Source organism: Streptosporangium sp. NPDC002607, from assembly GCF_053592655.1.
The window spans coordinates 1-15194 of record NZ_JBSFWD010000102.1; the positions used below are offsets into that span (position 1 = coordinate 1).

At 68.4% G+C, this 15194-nt stretch carries 16 protein-coding genes and 1 pseudogene; 4 read left to right on the forward strand and 13 right to left on the reverse strand.

The annotated features are described in order from the left end of the window. Both ACWD3H_RS46080 and sigJ read right to left on the reverse strand, forming a co-directional pair. Positions 1-786 (reverse strand): annotated as a pseudogene (locus ACWD3H_RS46080) (cytochrome P450); the annotation flags it as partial. A gap of 175 nt (positions 787-961) precedes the next feature. After that, positions 962-1960, reverse strand: coding sequence for an RNA polymerase sigma factor SigJ (sigJ, locus tag ACWD3H_RS46085; protein WP_451959559.1), 999 nt, complete (start codon positions 1958-1960; stop codon positions 962-964). A 290-nt stretch (positions 1961-2250) separates the two neighbouring features. Here sigJ and ACWD3H_RS46090 point away from each other — a divergent pair, with 290 nt between their 5' ends. Then, the gene (locus tag ACWD3H_RS46090; RefSeq protein ID WP_451959560.1) at positions 2251-3444 is read left to right on the forward strand and encodes an NAD(P)/FAD-dependent oxidoreductase; all 1194 of its coding nucleotides are present in this window, start codon (positions 2251-2253) and stop codon (positions 3442-3444) included. 131 nt (positions 3445-3575) lie between these two features. Here ACWD3H_RS46090 and ACWD3H_RS46095 read toward each other — a convergent pair whose 3' ends face one another. Genes ACWD3H_RS46095 through ACWD3H_RS46105 form a run of 3 tightly spaced genes read right to left on the reverse strand, consistent with a single transcriptional unit; the run spans position 3576 to position 5178 of the window. Continuing rightward, entirely contained in the window at positions 3576-3794 is a 219-nt protein-coding gene (locus tag ACWD3H_RS46095; RefSeq protein WP_451959561.1) for a hypothetical protein, read from the reverse strand. A 17-nt stretch (positions 3795-3811) separates the two neighbouring features. Then, complete coding sequence (locus tag ACWD3H_RS46100) at positions 3812-4708, reverse strand: SDR family NAD(P)-dependent oxidoreductase (RefSeq protein ID WP_451959562.1); 897 nt, start codon at positions 4706-4708, stop codon at positions 3812-3814. Continuing rightward, entirely contained in the window at positions 4705-5178 is a 474-nt protein-coding gene (locus ACWD3H_RS46105) for a MarR family winged helix-turn-helix transcriptional regulator (protein WP_355566843.1), read from the reverse strand. The genes ACWD3H_RS46100 and ACWD3H_RS46105 overlap by 4 nt, the downstream gene beginning before the upstream one ends. A 444-nt stretch (positions 5179-5622) precedes the next feature. Between ACWD3H_RS46105 and ACWD3H_RS46110 the strand changes: the two genes are divergently transcribed. Continuing rightward, positions 5623-6966, forward strand: coding sequence for an MFS transporter (locus tag ACWD3H_RS46110; RefSeq protein WP_451959563.1), 1344 nt, complete (start codon positions 5623-5625; stop codon positions 6964-6966). A gap of 667 nt (positions 6967-7633) precedes the next feature. After that, entirely contained in the window at positions 7634-7759 is a 126-nt protein-coding gene (locus tag ACWD3H_RS46115) for a hypothetical protein (RefSeq protein WP_451959564.1), read from the forward strand. Positions 7760-7787: 28 nt separating this feature from the next. On the opposite strand, the gene ACWD3H_RS46120 is transcribed toward ACWD3H_RS46115, so the two are convergent. The 8 genes from ACWD3H_RS46120 to ACWD3H_RS46155 form a co-directional block, all read right to left on the reverse strand. Then, complete coding sequence (locus tag ACWD3H_RS46120; RefSeq protein ID WP_451959565.1) at positions 7788-7946, reverse strand: hypothetical protein; 159 nt, start codon at positions 7944-7946, stop codon at positions 7788-7790. A gap of 220 nt (positions 7947-8166) precedes the next feature. After that, complete coding sequence (locus tag ACWD3H_RS46125) at positions 8167-9516, reverse strand: hypothetical protein (protein ID WP_451959566.1); 1350 nt, start codon at positions 9514-9516, stop codon at positions 8167-8169. A 41-nt stretch (positions 9517-9557) separates the two neighbouring features. Further along, positions 9558-10493, reverse strand: a complete 936-nt coding sequence (locus ACWD3H_RS46130; RefSeq protein ID WP_451959567.1) for a hypothetical protein — start codon at positions 10491-10493, stop codon at positions 9558-9560. Positions 10494-10498: 5 nt separating this feature from the next. Continuing rightward, a complete protein-coding gene (locus tag ACWD3H_RS46135) occupies positions 10499-11005 on the reverse strand; it encodes a hypothetical protein (protein ID WP_355566858.1) in 507 nt (168 codons plus the stop codon). Positions 11006-11463: 458 nt separating this feature from the next. Beyond that, positions 11464-11592, reverse strand: coding sequence for a hypothetical protein (locus tag ACWD3H_RS46140; protein ID WP_451959568.1), 129 nt, complete (start codon positions 11590-11592; stop codon positions 11464-11466). Between the two features lie 479 nt (positions 11593-12071). Then, the gene (locus ACWD3H_RS46145; RefSeq protein ID WP_451959569.1) at positions 12072-13028 is read right to left on the reverse strand and encodes a recombinase family protein; all 957 of its coding nucleotides are present in this window, start codon (positions 13026-13028) and stop codon (positions 12072-12074) included. Positions 13029-13502: 474 nt separating this feature from the next. Beyond that, the gene (locus ACWD3H_RS46150) at positions 13503-13916 is read right to left on the reverse strand and encodes a Tn3 family transposase (protein ID WP_451959572.1); all 414 of its coding nucleotides are present in this window, start codon (positions 13914-13916) and stop codon (positions 13503-13505) included. 131 nt (positions 13917-14047) lie between these two features. After that, positions 14048-14854 (reverse strand): MmyB family transcriptional regulator, encoded by an 807-nt coding sequence (locus tag ACWD3H_RS46155; protein WP_451959570.1) that lies wholly within the window; start codon positions 14852-14854, stop codon positions 14048-14050. 135 nt (positions 14855-14989) lie between these two features. Between ACWD3H_RS46155 and ACWD3H_RS46160 the strand changes: the two genes are divergently transcribed. After that, positions 14990-15194, forward strand: a 205-nt coding sequence (locus tag ACWD3H_RS46160) for a class I SAM-dependent methyltransferase (protein ID WP_451959571.1), incomplete at its 3' end; no start/stop codon positions are given.

A 15194-nucleotide genomic window follows, 5' to 3' on the forward strand; every position in this document is an offset into this window, starting at 1 on the left:
CTGGTCCGGGTGCCGCAGCAGGGCCAGGGTGCCCAGGCCGAGCATGTTCGAGGTCGTCTCGTGCCCGGCCAGCAGCAGCAGTCCCGCGATGCCGACCAGCTCGTCGGTACTGAGATCGTGGCCGTGCTCGCGCACCAGCATGCCCAGCATGTCCTCGCCAGGATCCGCCTGCGCGCGGGCCACCAGGTCGGCCATGTAGGCGCGGTCCTCCCGCTGTGCCGCGACGCGCTGGTCCATCGGCAAGGAGGTGTCCAGCAGGCGCACGGCACGCTCGTGGAAGGCGGCGCGGTCGGTGTACGGCACGCCCAGCAGCTCGCAGATCACCAGCGACGGCACCGGCAGCGCGAAGTGCGCCACCAGATCGGCCGGCTTACCGGCCCGCTCCAGATCGTCCAGAGCCGCCTGGACGATCTCGGTGATCCGCGGCTCGAGCCTGCGCATCCGCCGTACCGTGAACTCCGGGGTGAGCATCCGGCGCAACCGCGTGTGCTCGGGCGGGTCGAACCCGATCAGCTGGCCGGCCCGCATCGTGGCCGGCTCGTCGGCGTTCATCTGCCCAGATCCTGGGAACGGCGTCAGGGCGCTGCTGAACCGGGCCGGATCCGCCAGCACCCGGCGAACATCCTCCTGGCGGCAGACCAGATACGCGGGCGCGCCGAACGGCGTCTCCACCCGCACCACACCCTCGCCATCGCGAGCCCGGGCCAGCTCCTCGACCGGGTTGAGCCCGTTCCGCCGCATGTGCAGCGGCAATTCCAGCGCTTTCGTCATCTTCTGCCCTTTCATCCGGTGATCGTGTGAGACCGTCTGCGCTACCGGGTAAGTCTGTAAAGGCGACTAAACGTTGAGCGTCGTGTGTGGTGCCACCGGCCTGCGGCGATACCTGTTCATCGCGGGTGGGGGGCGCCGGCGAAACCCTTTGACCTCGGGCAAGGCGCGCTCGAAACCAAGCGTGTCCGTGCTAGCTAAGATCATCTTCCGTCGCTCGGGCGCCACGTGCTGTTCCTGAGTCGCCGAGTGCTGCGGCCCCACCGGTCCACGGCCGGAGCTTGTCGGGGTTGCGTACCGCCCAGATGTGCTTGATCCGGTCGCCTGCGATGTCGAACGCGTACACCGACACGGTGACGCCATCGTGCTGAGCGATCAGGCCGGGCTGGCCGTTGACCGTACGCTCCAGGATCGTCAGGTTGCGTAGCCTGCCGGCGAGATTGAGCAGTGAGCGCACGATCTGCTCGGCGCCTTCGATCGGGCGGAGTACGGCACCGACGACGCCGCCGCCGTCGGCGGTCGCCGTGGCGTCGGGGTCGAGGAGGCCGATGAGGGCGTTGATGTCCTTGGCTTCCCATGCCTGTTTGAAGTCCCTGACGACGCCGGCCTGCTGGGATGCCGGAGCCGCGGGAGCCCGCGACGCGTGAATGCGACGGCGGGCCGAGGAGGCCAGCTGGCGGCAGGCCGCGGGGGTGCGGCCGACGATCTCGGCCACTTCGGCGAAGGGGTAGCGGAAGACGTCGTGCAGGATGAACGCGACGCGCTCGGCCGGGGTCATCGAGTCGAGCACGACGAGGAAGGCCATGTTGATCGACTCATCCAGGGTGACCCGGTCGGCCGGGTCGACGCTGATGCCGTCCGGGCGCCCGGTGATCCACTCCCTGGGTTCGGGCAGCGGCTCGGGGATCCACTCGCCCACGTAGGTCTCTCGCCGGGCCCGTGCCGAGGAGAGCACGTTGAGGCAGAGGCGGCCGGCGACCTTGGTCAGCCAGGCGCCGGGGGATGCGATGGCGTCCTGCTGTTGCCGGGACATGGCGTACCAGCGGGCGTAGGTCTCCTGGACGACATCCTCGGCATCGGCCAGGGAGCCGAGGAGCCGGTATGCGAGATTGATCAGCTGGCGCCGTTCGTTCATGAGCGCGCTCAGGCCCGGATCCGGCCGGCCGTGTCCTGGCTCGGATGGGGTGGTCATGGTGTCCTGGCCATCGTGTCACTGACTCCCTTGGTCGGGTCTGCCCTCACCAGTTCGACAAGACAGCGCGGTGAACTGTGAGGTTGGCGCGTCGCCTCACATGCCGCCTCACATTCCGAGGTCTTGTGTTGTCGGACTGGTGAGACACCATCCAGCACGCGGGTAGCCGCCCCCGGCGGGTATGCGGATCGCCGTCGAGAACCCCGTGTCGGCCACTTCGTGTTGAAGGACCACCCCCATCGGGTCGCAAGCCTCACATCCTCGCTGAGATCGAGAAGGGAAACGTTGTCATGTCCATGCCCGAACACCACACACCCCACAAGGTCGTCGTCATCGGTGGCGGTTACGCCGGAACACTCGCGGCCAACCATCTGCGGATGCGCGCCGACGTCGACATCACGCTGGTCAATCCCCGCCCGGAGTTCGTCGACCGAATCCGGCTGCACCAGTTCGTGGCCGGCACCGGCGAGGCCACGGTGGACTACGGCACGCTGCTGGGCGAGGACATCCAGTTGGTGGTCGGCAGCGCCACGCGCATCGACACCGCCGCCCGCACGGTGCGGCTGGCGTCGGGCTGCGCGCTGGACTACGACTACGTCATCTACGCGGTCGGCAGCACCGCGGCGATACCGTTGTCGGTGCCCGGCGCGGCCGAATTCGCTGTCTCCATCGCCGAATTCGAGTCTGCGCAGCGGCTGCGCACCAAGCTTGACGAGTTGCCTCCCGATGCTCCGGTCACCGTGGTCGGCGCCGGGTTGACCGGCATCGAGACGGCCGCCGAACTGGCCGAACAAGGACGCACGGTCACGCTGGTGTGTGGCGGAATCCTGGCGCCCTCAGTGAGTGCGCCGGGTCGCCGATACGTCGCCAAGTGGCTGTCCCGGCACGGTGTCGCCGTGCTCGAGGCCAATGAGGTGACCGAGGTCCGGCCGGACGCGGTCGTCTTCGCCGACGGTGCGGTGCGTGCGAGCGCACTGACCATCTGGGCGGCAGGTTTCGGCGTGCCGGAGTTGGCGGCCGTGAGCGGGTTGCGCACCGACGAGCTCGGCCGGCTGCTCACCGACGAGACGCTGACCAGCGTCGACGACGACCGCATCGTCGCGGCCGGCGACGCCGCCGCCCCGTCGGGCCAGCCGCTGCGGATGAGCTGCCAGGCCGCCGCGCCGCTGGGGGCGCAGGCCGCCAACACGGTGCTGAGCCGCGTTGCGGGGACCGAACCGGCGGTGATCAACCTGGCCCTCACGGGGTCGTGCGTCAGCCTCGGCCGGCGCGCCGCCATGCGACAGCTCGCCCGCAAAGACGACACCTCGGTGAACGTCTACGTCGGCGGCCGCATTAGCGCGGCATACAAGGAGCTAACTTGCAAGCTCGGGGTGTGGAAGATCCGCCGCGAGGCCCGCAAGCCGGGCTCCCTGCTCTGGCCCAAGGGCGGCCCGCGTCCTGAGCAGCCGGCCGCCGCCACACGGGTGGTCACGTCCCCGTGACTACCGACGAGCATGCCGAGCGGTTCACCCTGTTGCGTTTGCTGTCGTTCACGATCGTCTACGAAATAGTCGAAGGACGTCGGCCAGGAGGACCCGGATCGTGAACGCGCGATCGGAGGGTAGCGGTCCGCTCAGGGAAGCAGCGTCAGAGCGGCGGCTTCGTCGGTGGTCAGCCTGGTGGCCCGGGCGAAGTCGCCGATGTCGAGGTCGAGCAGGAGCCGACGACTGATGAGCGTGGAGGTGCCGCGGGCGCATCCGGTCAGCCGGGCGAGTTGAAGGGGAGTGATGCATAACCGGTAGGACAGTCTGAGGAGGTATCCGGCCAGGGACTCGTCCGATAGCCTGATCATTCCCTACCTGGTTTCAACTAGCGTGATCCGGCTCGCTCCTTGAGGGGCTCCACCCCGAGGAGGGCTGCCGTCTTGGTGTAGAGGATGCGGGCGAGGGTGTCGTCCAGTGCGAGGCGCGAAGGGGCGTCCGGCTGGGATTTGCTGAAGAAGCCGCCGCTGGGGTGCGGGGCGGGCGAGGCGGTGGCGAGCCAGACGGGGGTCTGCACACCTTCGTCCGGGGTGATGGCGAACGGACGGAACAGTGGGGCGGTCAGCCGCATCAGGCCGCCTGCGTTGCTGTTGATCGCGGTTCCCTTCACCATGCCGGGATTGGCGTTGTAGATGCTCATACCGTCGGGCAGGCGGTGTGCGAGCTCTCGAGTGGCCAGGAGGCTGACGAGCTTGCTCGTCGCGTAGACGTTGATCTGGTTGTAGAAGCGGCTGTTCCACGCTCTCCCCGCGACATCCGGATCCTTGACGTCGAGCTTGCCGCGCTTTTCCACGAACGTGGACATGTTGATGATCCGCGCTTCGGGGGTGAGCGCTCCTGCGGCCAGGAGGGCGTGGGTAAGCAGGAACGGGGCGTGGTGATTGATCGCGTAGGTGCGTTCGACGCCGTCCGCCGTCTGCTCGTACCGGGGGAAGGCCGCCCCTGCGTTGTTGATGAGGACGTCCACCGGGACGGTGTCGGCAGCCAATTTCGATGCGAGGGCGCGTACCTGCGACCACTGTTCCAGGTCGGCGATATACGTCCTCGGCGGGGCCGCGTCACTGCCCGCAGGGGCCGGGCCGCGCAAGCTGTCGGCGGCGGCCTTGGTGCGCGCCGCGTCCCGGCCGACGAGGACGACGGTCTGCCCGGCCTTGATCAGGTGGCGTGCCGTCACCAGGCCCAGGCCGGAGCCTCCGCCGGTGATGACTGCGGTCTTGCTGCTCATTGCTGTTCCTTTTCGTGGTTGTCCTTGACGGTGGCGGGCTCACCTGTCGACTGAGTGCCGTCGATCACCTCGCGGAGAAGCGCGTGCAGGCGCAGCCTGCTCTCGCGGTCGAGGCGGGCGAAGGGTGAGTGCTCAGTGGTGTGCTGGATGACGCGATCACGCAGCGTGCACCCCTCGGGAGTGAGCTGGATGACTTTCGCGCGGCGATCGGTGGGGTGGGGCACGCGGCGGACCAAGCCGCGCTTCTCGAGCCGGTCGATCATCGACGTGGCGGTCGAGGCGTCGCACTGCAAGCGGTCGGCTAGGCGGCGCGCGGTCATCTCCTGCTCGCGGCTCAGCCTCCACAGCACATCGGTCTGGGTGTCGGTCAGCCCCGCTTCGCGGGCCAGTTCCTTGAGCTCGGCGTGCACCTGGGTACGGATCGCAAACAGGCAGTCGATGAGCTCTTCGTTCAGCCGCAGGTCATCCATAACCGCCACAGTACATGGAGATTCCAATTATTGGAATTTCCATGTACTTGCGTCGCAGCAGCCCCAGGCAACGCGGAGACCCTGAGCAGGCCAGGACCCGCCCGGCCTGCTCGGCCTGCTGCTGGTGACGGCGACTGGCGTCATCGGCGCCGTCACCAGCACCGCCGTGTGGTGGAACCGCGCCGACCACACACGCTGGCCGTGCCCGCAGCGCTTATCGGCTGCCGCGCTGGTCACTCCGGCGGACCCGCGGCGGCGGTTTCCAGCTGCGATAGCCCCGGGAGGCCGCCGTGGGCACGATCCACCCGGCAGGTCCGCGGCGGCGCCAGGGCGCCCGGGTTTCAGGGCGAGGCAAACGGTGGAGGAAGTGGTTGAGTAACCGTTCCACCGATGCGGCCGGCCCCAGGCTCGCGCGAGCCCCCACGTGCGGAAAGGTGTCCACCCATGCAGGAACACCCCTCCAGTACTTCCCCGGACACCTCCAGCGGACCCGCGAACCCCGAAACCGCACCCGAGCTCGGGCGGGACTTCAACCGGTTCTGGATCGGGAGCCTGTCCAGCAACATCGCCGACGGCATGATGATCATCGCCCTGCCCCTGGTGGCGGCGCTGCTCACCAACGACCCGCTCATGGTGTCCGGGCTGTTCGCGGCCCGCTTCCTGCCCTGGCTGCTGTTCGGCCTGGTCTCCGGGGTGATCGCCGACCGTGTCGATCGAGGTCGGCTCATGGTGGCGGCCAACCTGGTCCGCGCGGGCGCCCTGATCGCTCTGGCCGCGCTCATCGCCACCGGCCACGCGGGCATCTGGGTGCTGTACGCGGTCATGTTCACCGTCATGACCTGTGAAGTGTTCTACGACATCGCCGGACGGGCGATGCTCCCCGACATCGCACCTGCCGGGACCATCGACCGCGCCAACGGACGGCTGGAAGGCGGCAAGACCGTCACCCAGGACTTCGCCGGCGGCCCCCTGGCTGGGTTCCTATTCGTCGTGGCGGCCGTCCTGCCCCTGGCGGTCAACAGCGCCGCCTACCTGCTGGGCGCCCTGGTGCTGCTGGGACTGCCCATGGCCGTGCGCAGGCCCAAGAACACCATCGGCGAGGACACGGAGACGGGTGTTCGCCCCTCACCCCTGGCCGACCTGCGCGACGGCGTCTCCTTCGTCTTTCGCGGCAGTTCCCTGGGGCCCATCCTGCTCTTCAGCGTCGCGCTGAACGCCTCCTTCATGGGGTTGAGCGCGGTCATGGTGCTGTTGGCCCGGGACCACTTCGGCGTGCCGCCCTCCCTGTACGGGGTGTTCGTCGGCTCGTCGGCCGCCGGTGCCCTCCTCGGTGCCGCCGCCGCGGGACGGATGGTTGCCCGGCTCGGCCGCTTCCGCCTGGAAGTGGTGCTGTTCACCGTCACGGGGTTGTGCTTCCTCGGCTTCGGCCTGGCGCCCAACGCCTACATCGCCGTCGCGGCCTGGGTGGTCCTGGGCTTCGCGATCACCGCGTCCAACATCGTCATGCTCGGGGCCATTCAGCTGATCGTGCCGGGCCACCAGATGGGCCGGGTGATGTCGATGGTCGCGGTGTCGGCGACGGGTTTCGGGCCGGTGGCCGCACTCCTGGCCGGGCTGCTGGGTCGTGTGGAGCTGTACTACGTTCCGATCGCCTCCGGTGTGCTTCTGCTGGTCTCCCTGGTGTTGGCGAGCCCCGCCCTGCGCAGCGTGGTCACCGATGCCGACCGGATCGAAGCGGCGCAGATCGCCGGGCAGGAGCACAACCGGTCGCACTGCGCCACGGGGTAGGAGGACTCGTCCTTCCTCCGGAGGTTCCGGAGTATCAGGCCACGATCGCAGCGCATCAGAGGTGGCCAACATGCCTGAAGACCCCCGCATACTGTTAAGGCGAGTACGTGCTCACGTTACTTGCCTTACATGGCCGACTACTGAGAGCCACCCAAGATAACGACCGGATCCCCTCCCCCTACCGATGTCTTAGCACGGGGTGCGAGGCGCCAGGAGTCGGTACGGCGTGGCCCCGGGTTCCGCGACATATGAGACACCCCTACGCGCGTGCGCGTGACGTCCTGGCGGAACTGGCAGTTCCCCGAGAGTTCGTGAATTCTGAAGGGGGAGTCGTGCGGAACTCAAGGTGAGATACCTCTGATAGTGGCATGTCAGGCCTTGGGCTTGCGAACAGGAGCCGTTCCTTTACGCGAGCCCGGCCATCGCCCGAGATCGTCACGGCCTTGTCCGTTCCTCGAACGCGTGTCCAGGAAGTGTTTCGGCCGTTATCTGGGGTGGGAAGCAGGCGTCTGCAACGCAGCTTGAGACGGGGTGCCGCCAATGAGCGTGTTACCAGCCCCAAACGAGCAAGAAGCCACAGGTCAACGACGTTCCCTGGAGATCGTGACGGCTCTGGCCGCTCGTCCTCTCTGGGAGAACCATCGCCTGGCCTGGGTGATTAACCCGGTTGGCGGCTGGTGGCACGCTCATTGGCGACACCCCAAGTCCGCCGGGCACCTGGCGGGAATGGCTGACCGGCATCACCGGCGAGGAACGCGAGCAGCTGCGCCGCCAACTCGACGACGAGTTCTGACCGCCACCCGCGCCCGCTGTCGGCACTCTCACTCCGCGTCGAGGCGGACCAGCAGCGTGGCCGTGGCCCGCGCGGCCGCCTTGCTCGCCTCGCTCCCTTGGCCGCGCATCGGCGTGCCGGTGGCGAGCAGGCGGGTGTCGGCGGCCGCGGTGAAGGCCGGTGCGTGCGACGGGCTGGCCGACTCCACTGTCCAGGTGACGGGGCTTGAGGAACATTCGTTCCGGATCGTGCGCTGGCTCGTTACCGCAGATAACGGGGTCGATTCGCGCGGACGCCGCTGGGCGGGACCGTAGCCCGCCATGACTGCCACCACAGATATTGGGCTGTTGTCCGTGGTAGGCCGTCACGGAGCGTACAAGCGCCAGTTTCCGGCCCGATGTTCCTCACCCCCCTTTCCTGCCCGCGTTTCAGGGGGCGCGGTCGAAGCCCGCGGGGGCGTCGGCGCCGACCGGGGTGGTGGCGGTGGGGCGGTTGGACTGACAGCGCTGCTTCTCGGAGCCGGTCATCGGACCGGTGCGCTGGTAGAGGCGGTCGGACAGCTCGGTGGCGGGGTAGTCCAGGACGGTGTGCAGGCGCCACTCGGTGTGGGGGTCGGCGGGAGCCGGGCTGGTGGTGAACCAGCCCTCGGTACGGCGGCGCCCGGCTTGGGTCTCCACCCATGAGGCCTCGGCGGGCTGGACGACCTCGGTGACGTTGTGGGTGATGGAGGTGGCCCAGCTGGGAGCCGTTCCGGACCCGGCGGCGAACTGCTGGGCCATGGAGCTGGCCGCGCCCGCGCTGCCCGGTAGTCCGGCCTTGGCGGGCAGGTCGCCGTAGGAGCGTCCCGCGACGGTGACGGGACGGTTGCGGGTCAGGGCGTTGCGGGTGCAGTTGATGTAGGTGTCGCCGTTGGCCTTCGCGGGCTCGTAGTAGGTGTAGGAGTAGTCCTCCTGCGGGGTGAAGGAGCAGGTGCCGGGCGCGCTCGCGCAGTGGTTGACGGCGTCGGCGACCGGCCTGCGGTCGTTGCCGTAGAAGGCCTGGGAGGCCGGCAGCGCGGTCTTCGGGATGGTCTTGTCCACCGGCGGCGGGATCTGGGCCGCCCGCACATTGGCGATCAGGGGACCGCAGTCCCCTCTGGCGTTGTCGGTGGCGGGCACTTGGGAGGTGAAGGTGAGCAGTGGCTCGTGCTCGCCGGCGGTGAAGGTGTAGGTCTGGCCGGTGCGCCAGACACCGGTGCCGAGGGTTCTGGGTTTCTTGTTCGGGTCCGGGGCGGTGGTCTGGGTGCTGGCCTGGCCGCCGTCGCCCTCGACGGTGTAGGTCTGGCCTTGGGCGAGAGCCTCCGGGGTACAGACGGCGGCCACGCTGGGGCTGTCGTCGAAGGTGACGGTGACCTGGGCGCCCGCGCGCACACCGCGCAGCCGCTGCTTGAAGGAGTGGGTGGCGGCGTTCGGCAGGCGAAGCATGACGGCCGTCTTGCCGTCGGGATGGCCCGAGACGGTGTCGGCGTAGCGGGCGACGCCGGAGGATGTGCCGGATCCGTTGGTCGAGCCGACGGACCAGCCCTGGACAGCCGCCCAGTTCGGGCCGGTGCCGGTGAAGGCGGGCAGGGCGAAGTCGCCGTTGATGACGGCGACCGGCTTGGTATCGGGCCCTGCGGTCTGCGCGGATGCTGTGGCAGGGGCGGGCTGGGTGGCGTGTGCGGGCTGTGCCGCCAGGCCCAGGCCCAGCAGTAGTGCGCCGGCGACGGCGGCCCTGGCGGGAGTGTGCGGTGACGTCATGATGATCTCCACGAAAAAAAAGGGGTGCTCGGGCGGGGCGGTCAGGAACGCTCGGCGGCGAGCACGGTGCGTTGCCTCAGCCGCGCGCCTGCCGGCAGCGCGGGAAGGATCGTCGAGCGATCAGCCCTGCGGAATCCGCGGTTGACGGTGTCTTCCACGGCGGTCTTGCTCGCGGGCCGCAACCGGTCGCAGGTGTCGCCCGGCACGGTGAAGGTGTCGGCGACGAAGGTGCTGGTGTTCACGGTCGAGGGGCCGTCGACCGTGACGTTGCGCACCTGCAGGGCGCCGATGGTGATCTTTCCCGCGACCCGCTGCATGGCGGAGCTGGCCCCAAAAACCAGGGCGTCGCCCGAGCGGACGGTGGTGGTGTAGGAGGTTGTCTCGGTGTTCTCAGTGGTCCAGCTGCGCTGGTAGTGGAGCTTGAAGGCGCCCTGGAAGGCGCCCTTGGCGCCGAGCGAGCCCGCCAGTTTGCCGCTGCCGTTCGCCCCTCCTTTGGCATTGAACGCGGCGTATGGTCCTTGCTGGGTGTTGGGGGTGGTGAAGGTTCCGCTGCCTTCTCCCGACACCCCTGCGGAGGCCTCGCCGGAGGCGTTGACCTGTCCCTCGATCGAGATGTTGCCGGTTATCTCACCGCCGAGGTTGTCGGTGCTGCCGGTACGCAAGGTGACCTGGCGTGCCACGCTGATCGGGTCCTTGGTGCAGTTGATGACCGCGTTGCCCAGGGACTTGACGGCGCTGTAGTACTCGCGGGAGGCCTGCGGGTCGATGCGGAAGCGGCAGGCGCCGGGGTTTTCCGCGCACCGCCTGACCGCCTCGTCCACCGACGGCAGCGGCTTGTCGCCGTCGAAGGCCCGGGCGACAGGAACGTCGGGCACGTCGGGCACGCCGGGCATGGGGGTGGCCAAGGCGGTCGCCGGAACGAGCGCGACCAGGACGGCGGCGAAAACCAGCGGTGTCCAACGAAGAGGAGAGTTCACGGCGGTCATGGGTTCATCAGCTCGCAGACACCGGTCAGCTGGGAGAAGTCAGGGGAGTTACGCAGTGCGGCGGGCAGGCCCGCGGCGAACTCGTCACACGTTTCGGCGATGGCGGATGCGGCGTTGTCTGAGGGTGCGGGCCGGAAGTTGGCCAGTGCCTGCCGGGTGTCGTCGAGGTCCTTGCGCTGCTGACCACCGTCGCCGATGAGGTTCTCCATGCACTGCTTCGAGGTCGGAGGGCATTCCTCCACCTTCTTTTTGGCCTCGGCGATGTCCTCCTTGGCCTTGGCCGTGTCCTTCTTGGTCTCTTCTCGGTCGGCGTCGACGCCGCCGCGTTCCTCCTGGGCGCCGCACGGTTTCGGCTGCCCGTTGGGGCAGGTTTCCTCCTCGGGAGGGTCAGCGTGGAGTGTGGTGTGGGAGGTGGCGGCCATGGCCGCGGGGACAGGGGCGCAGGCGATCGCCAATGCCGAGGTGAGCATGACGAAGAAGCCAGATACGCGGATGGGATGCATGGTCCTCTTCCGACGGGACGAGTGAGTCAGGTTCCGCTCATCAACAAGACGCATGCATAAAGTAGCGATTCAAGTGCGCAAAGTAAGATCACTGTGCCTGGCGTGTCTCTGATTCAAGGGGGTCGCGCACCGTGCTGGGCTCCGTGCGCGACGTCGACCGCTGGGGCCACAACGCCACGAACGGTGCCGGCCGTGGCAGCCGCCAGGGCTCTCAGGCGCCGGGCCCGCCACTCACCGCGATATGGGGTGCCGCCAAGTGGAAGCCACGGCGGCCGGGGCGCTGGTCTGGTCCGGCCTGACCTCCGTGCGCGACAACTACAGCCACAACGTCGCTTCTTCCTCTGCCCGTTCGCCGACGTCTACGGACCCGGCCGCGCGGGCGACCGCGAGGTGATGGGCCTGATCCCCGAGCCCAGCACCGCGGAGAACGGTGAGGACCCCAGTGCTCGCGGCAGGACCTACGCCGAGCTGCACCACCCCGACCACGCCGACGACCGGGCCTGCCGGGCCCCCGCCAGGTCCTTGTCGTCCAAGCCGCGTACCCCGTCGAAGTGCTCCAGCACCCACGCCGCCCCCGGACCGAGCACCTACGTCAGCCCCGCGACCAGGACCACGCCCAGTACCGCGAGCACGAACGGGAAAAACCTGGCCACCACCTCATACCTCCAGGCTGATCGGTCCGCGCGGCCTGCAGGGCGTACTGGCCGTCAGCGATGGCCAATCGTGACCGGGCGCTCGGGTGACCCCTCGGCCGGCCGTGTCAGGTGCGGGGCGGGTCACCGAGCTGAACGTGGGCGACGGCGGGCGAACCCGCCCTGGTGCGCTGGATCCGTGAGAAGTATCGACGACTGAAACCGGTCAGGAAGGCTCGACGCGCCTACAAAAGCGCTGTCCGCGCCTACCTCGCCATGTTCCGGCATTGGCGGTGGACACCGCACGCCTGGCGAACAGGATGACAAGAGCCCGGTGACGGGAGACTGTCACGCCGGGATTCTGTGGGAGCCCGAGGCTGAGACGCCTCGGGCCACCCGACTGGCTGACCAGCGGTGATGGCCGTTTCGGTTGGTCAGGTGTTCGCCTGATCGGCTGCGAACGTGGTGTGGGCCTGTTCGATCGTGTCCGGGTGCCGCTGGCGCTTGTCGTGCTCGGCGAGTGCTCGGTAGATGCTGGCCAGGCTCGGGTTTTGTCCCTTGCGTTTGCCGGTGGGGATGATCAGGTCGCCTCGGATGTCCTGCACCGACTCGCCGTCGGCACGACGTCGGAGCACGATGTGCAGCATGTCGTCGGTGATGACTGGTGGGCGTCCGCCGTGGTTGCCCTTGCGGGCGGCGGCATTCAAGCCTTCGAGGGTGGCTTCGCGGATGTTCTCGCGTTCGGTTTCGGCCATCGCGGCGAAGAACGCGAACAGGATGCGGCCGGTTCCGCTGGGGTCGTAGATGCCGGGCAGCGGTCCGGCGAGCATTTCCAGGGCGATGCCGTGGGCGGTGAGGTGGTCGGCGAGCGCGGTCAGCTCGGCGGAGTCGCGGCCCAGCCGCTTCATCTCGTAGACGGTGAGGATGACGCGGCAGTGTGGTGCGTGGGCCTTGATCTGGCGGCACATCTCCAGCGCGGCCTCGAACTTTGGCCGCACCCGGACGCGGGTGGAGACCTTCTCGGCGAAGATCTTGTCGCGGCTGATGCCGTGCGCTTCCAGGGCGTCGAGCTGAGACTGGAGTTCCTGGGTCAGGTGCGAGCAGCGGGCGTAGCCGACCCTGATGTCGGTGGCCGGGGTGTCCGTAGGAATCGGCGCCGGCGGCGGGCTGCCCGGGCGCCACAGCTGCCCCGGTCCCCGATCGGCCGGCGTCGGCACCCGCAGCCGCTTCGCCAGCCGGGGCACCTTCATGAACCGGCCGGTGTGGTAGGTCCCGGCGACCGTGCCGGAGCGCGACCGGCATGGAGAGCCCGGCTCGGCCCGGCACCGCAGGCATAGGTGGCGCTCGACTTCGTCGGCATCGGCGGTGGCTGAGTCCGGTTCGCTGCTCACCCTCGGAATCCTCTCACAAACCTCTCCCATAACTCACCCTGTTCTTGTTTACGTGAGAACGAGTTCTGAGAAGAAATCCGACCCTGGTAGCGGCCTGCCGGGGGGGTTCAGGGGTGACCCGATGGCCGGGAGTGAGTGTGCGGTGAGAGCATGTCGGCGCCAAGACTTGATCGTCTCCGCGCTGGCGGAGTCACTGTGTCGTCGGCGAGACCGAGTGTTGTAATCCTGGGGGTATCCGGGGTCGGTAGCTGACGTGCGGGATGCGCATGGCCGACGGTCTCGGTGGCCATCCACCCCAGCGGGACACCTTCGTGCTGGGGCGGGCCGACGTAGGAGCGTTACTGCGGGGACACCTCATCCATCGCGGCGACCATCTCAAGCCGCTGCATGTTGCGGTCGGCCGATCGGGAGTGCGCGGGGCGGGCTCGAACGTCGTCGTGACCGCGCGACATCGAAGCTCGCCCGAGCGGGGTGTCAGAAGAGCATGTCGCGTACGCGCAGTGGCCGGTAGCCGGTGGGGCCGAGCCGGGCGAGTTCCCCTTCGATGTCGACGTCGATGGCGCCGAAGAAGTTGACGTTCTCGCTGTGCGCCGGGGAGATGCGGGCCAGGACTTCGTCGTCGATGCGCCGCCCGGCCGCGCGCATCGACTCGACGGCCAGCCCGTAGTACTCGGTCGTCCAAGTGATCACGGCGTTGGTGACCAGTGTCAGGCACCACGCCTGTTCGGTCTGCTGCTCGAGGTGGCGAGCGCGCACCGTGCCTTCGTGGGCGTAGAGCAGGTCCCGCTTGAGTGCGTGCAGCGACTCGCCCTTGTTGAGCTGGTGGGAGATCTTGCGGCGATACGCTGGGTCCGACAGATACCGGGCGGCATAGATTGTTCTCCGCAGCGCCGATCGTTATCTGGGGTTGTCAAGTGAACTAGCTGGTCAGCGGCTTGAAGGTTGTTAAGGCACGTTAGGCAAGCAAGCAGCCCGCGGATGCCGCGCCTGTGGAGCGGTCAGGCCGAGCCCAGCCGGCCCTACCCTGCTGATCTGGCCTCAACGTCGGATCGGGTGAAGTAGGCGGCGCTTTCGGCGTCCGTCGGGTAGTACGACTCGACCGCGACCTCGTCCAGAGTGATGTCCATCGGCGTGCCGAACGTGGTGGTGGTCGAGAACAGTCGTATTTCCCGTCCGCCGAAGCGAAAGATCATCGGGATCGCGACCTCGGACTCGATCGGGTGGCTCGTGTCGTCGAAGCCGGGCGCCAGCAGTTCCTCATAGAACGCGGTGAGCTCGGGGTCGGGAGCCGTGGCAAGCTGCCGCGTGATCCGGGTACGCAGCAGCGAACGCACCTCGGCCAGGTTGACGATCCGGGGAGCGAGCCCGCGCGGGTCCAGCCCCAGCCGCACCATGTTGATCGGCGGCCGGAGCAGGCCGGGGGCCACGTCTGCGAGGAACGGTTCGATGGCGCGATTGGTCATCACGATGTTCCAGCGACGATCGATGACCAGCGCCGGAAACGGCTCGTGGGCCCGCAGCACCCTTGCGATCGCGCCCCAGGCCGCCGATAGCGCGTCCCCGTCAAGCGGCGGCTGCCCGGCGCCGAGCCCGGAATCGTGGTAGTCGATATCTGGCGGTTGCACGATGGGCTGATCGCCGAAGCGTGGGAGATCATCGAGCCGGTGGCCCAGGCGGCCGCCAATTTGACGTGGTGGGAACCCGCTGATCGCTGATCCGGCCACAAGCTTGAGGCCACAGTCGTGAACACCTGGGGCGTCGGGAACGGCCCGATGCCCCACCGCCCGGCCCGGCCCGGCAGCCGGGCAATCACCGTCGCCATCCAAGACGCCACCCCCGGCACCGGCCTGCCGCCGTCATGGGGCTGGTGCTCGGGTCGCCGTCACCAGAGCCTGATGACGATCTCCGTGAGTGCTTGGGCAAGGGTGCGTTCGAGGGTGGTCAAGGTGGGCTCCTGACCGGTGGACCGTGCGATCTTGGGTGCCTTCGCCGAGGTCGTAAATGCGGGTGGGGACGGCCAGGTCGCGGACCTGGGGTGTGGGCCTGGCCATATCACCGCTTATCTGGACGGGCTGGGGCTGGCGGTGGTCGGTGTCGATGCCTCTCCTGCGATGATCGAGTTGGCTCGACAGGCCTATCCGGGCCTGCGGTTCGACGTGGGCTCGA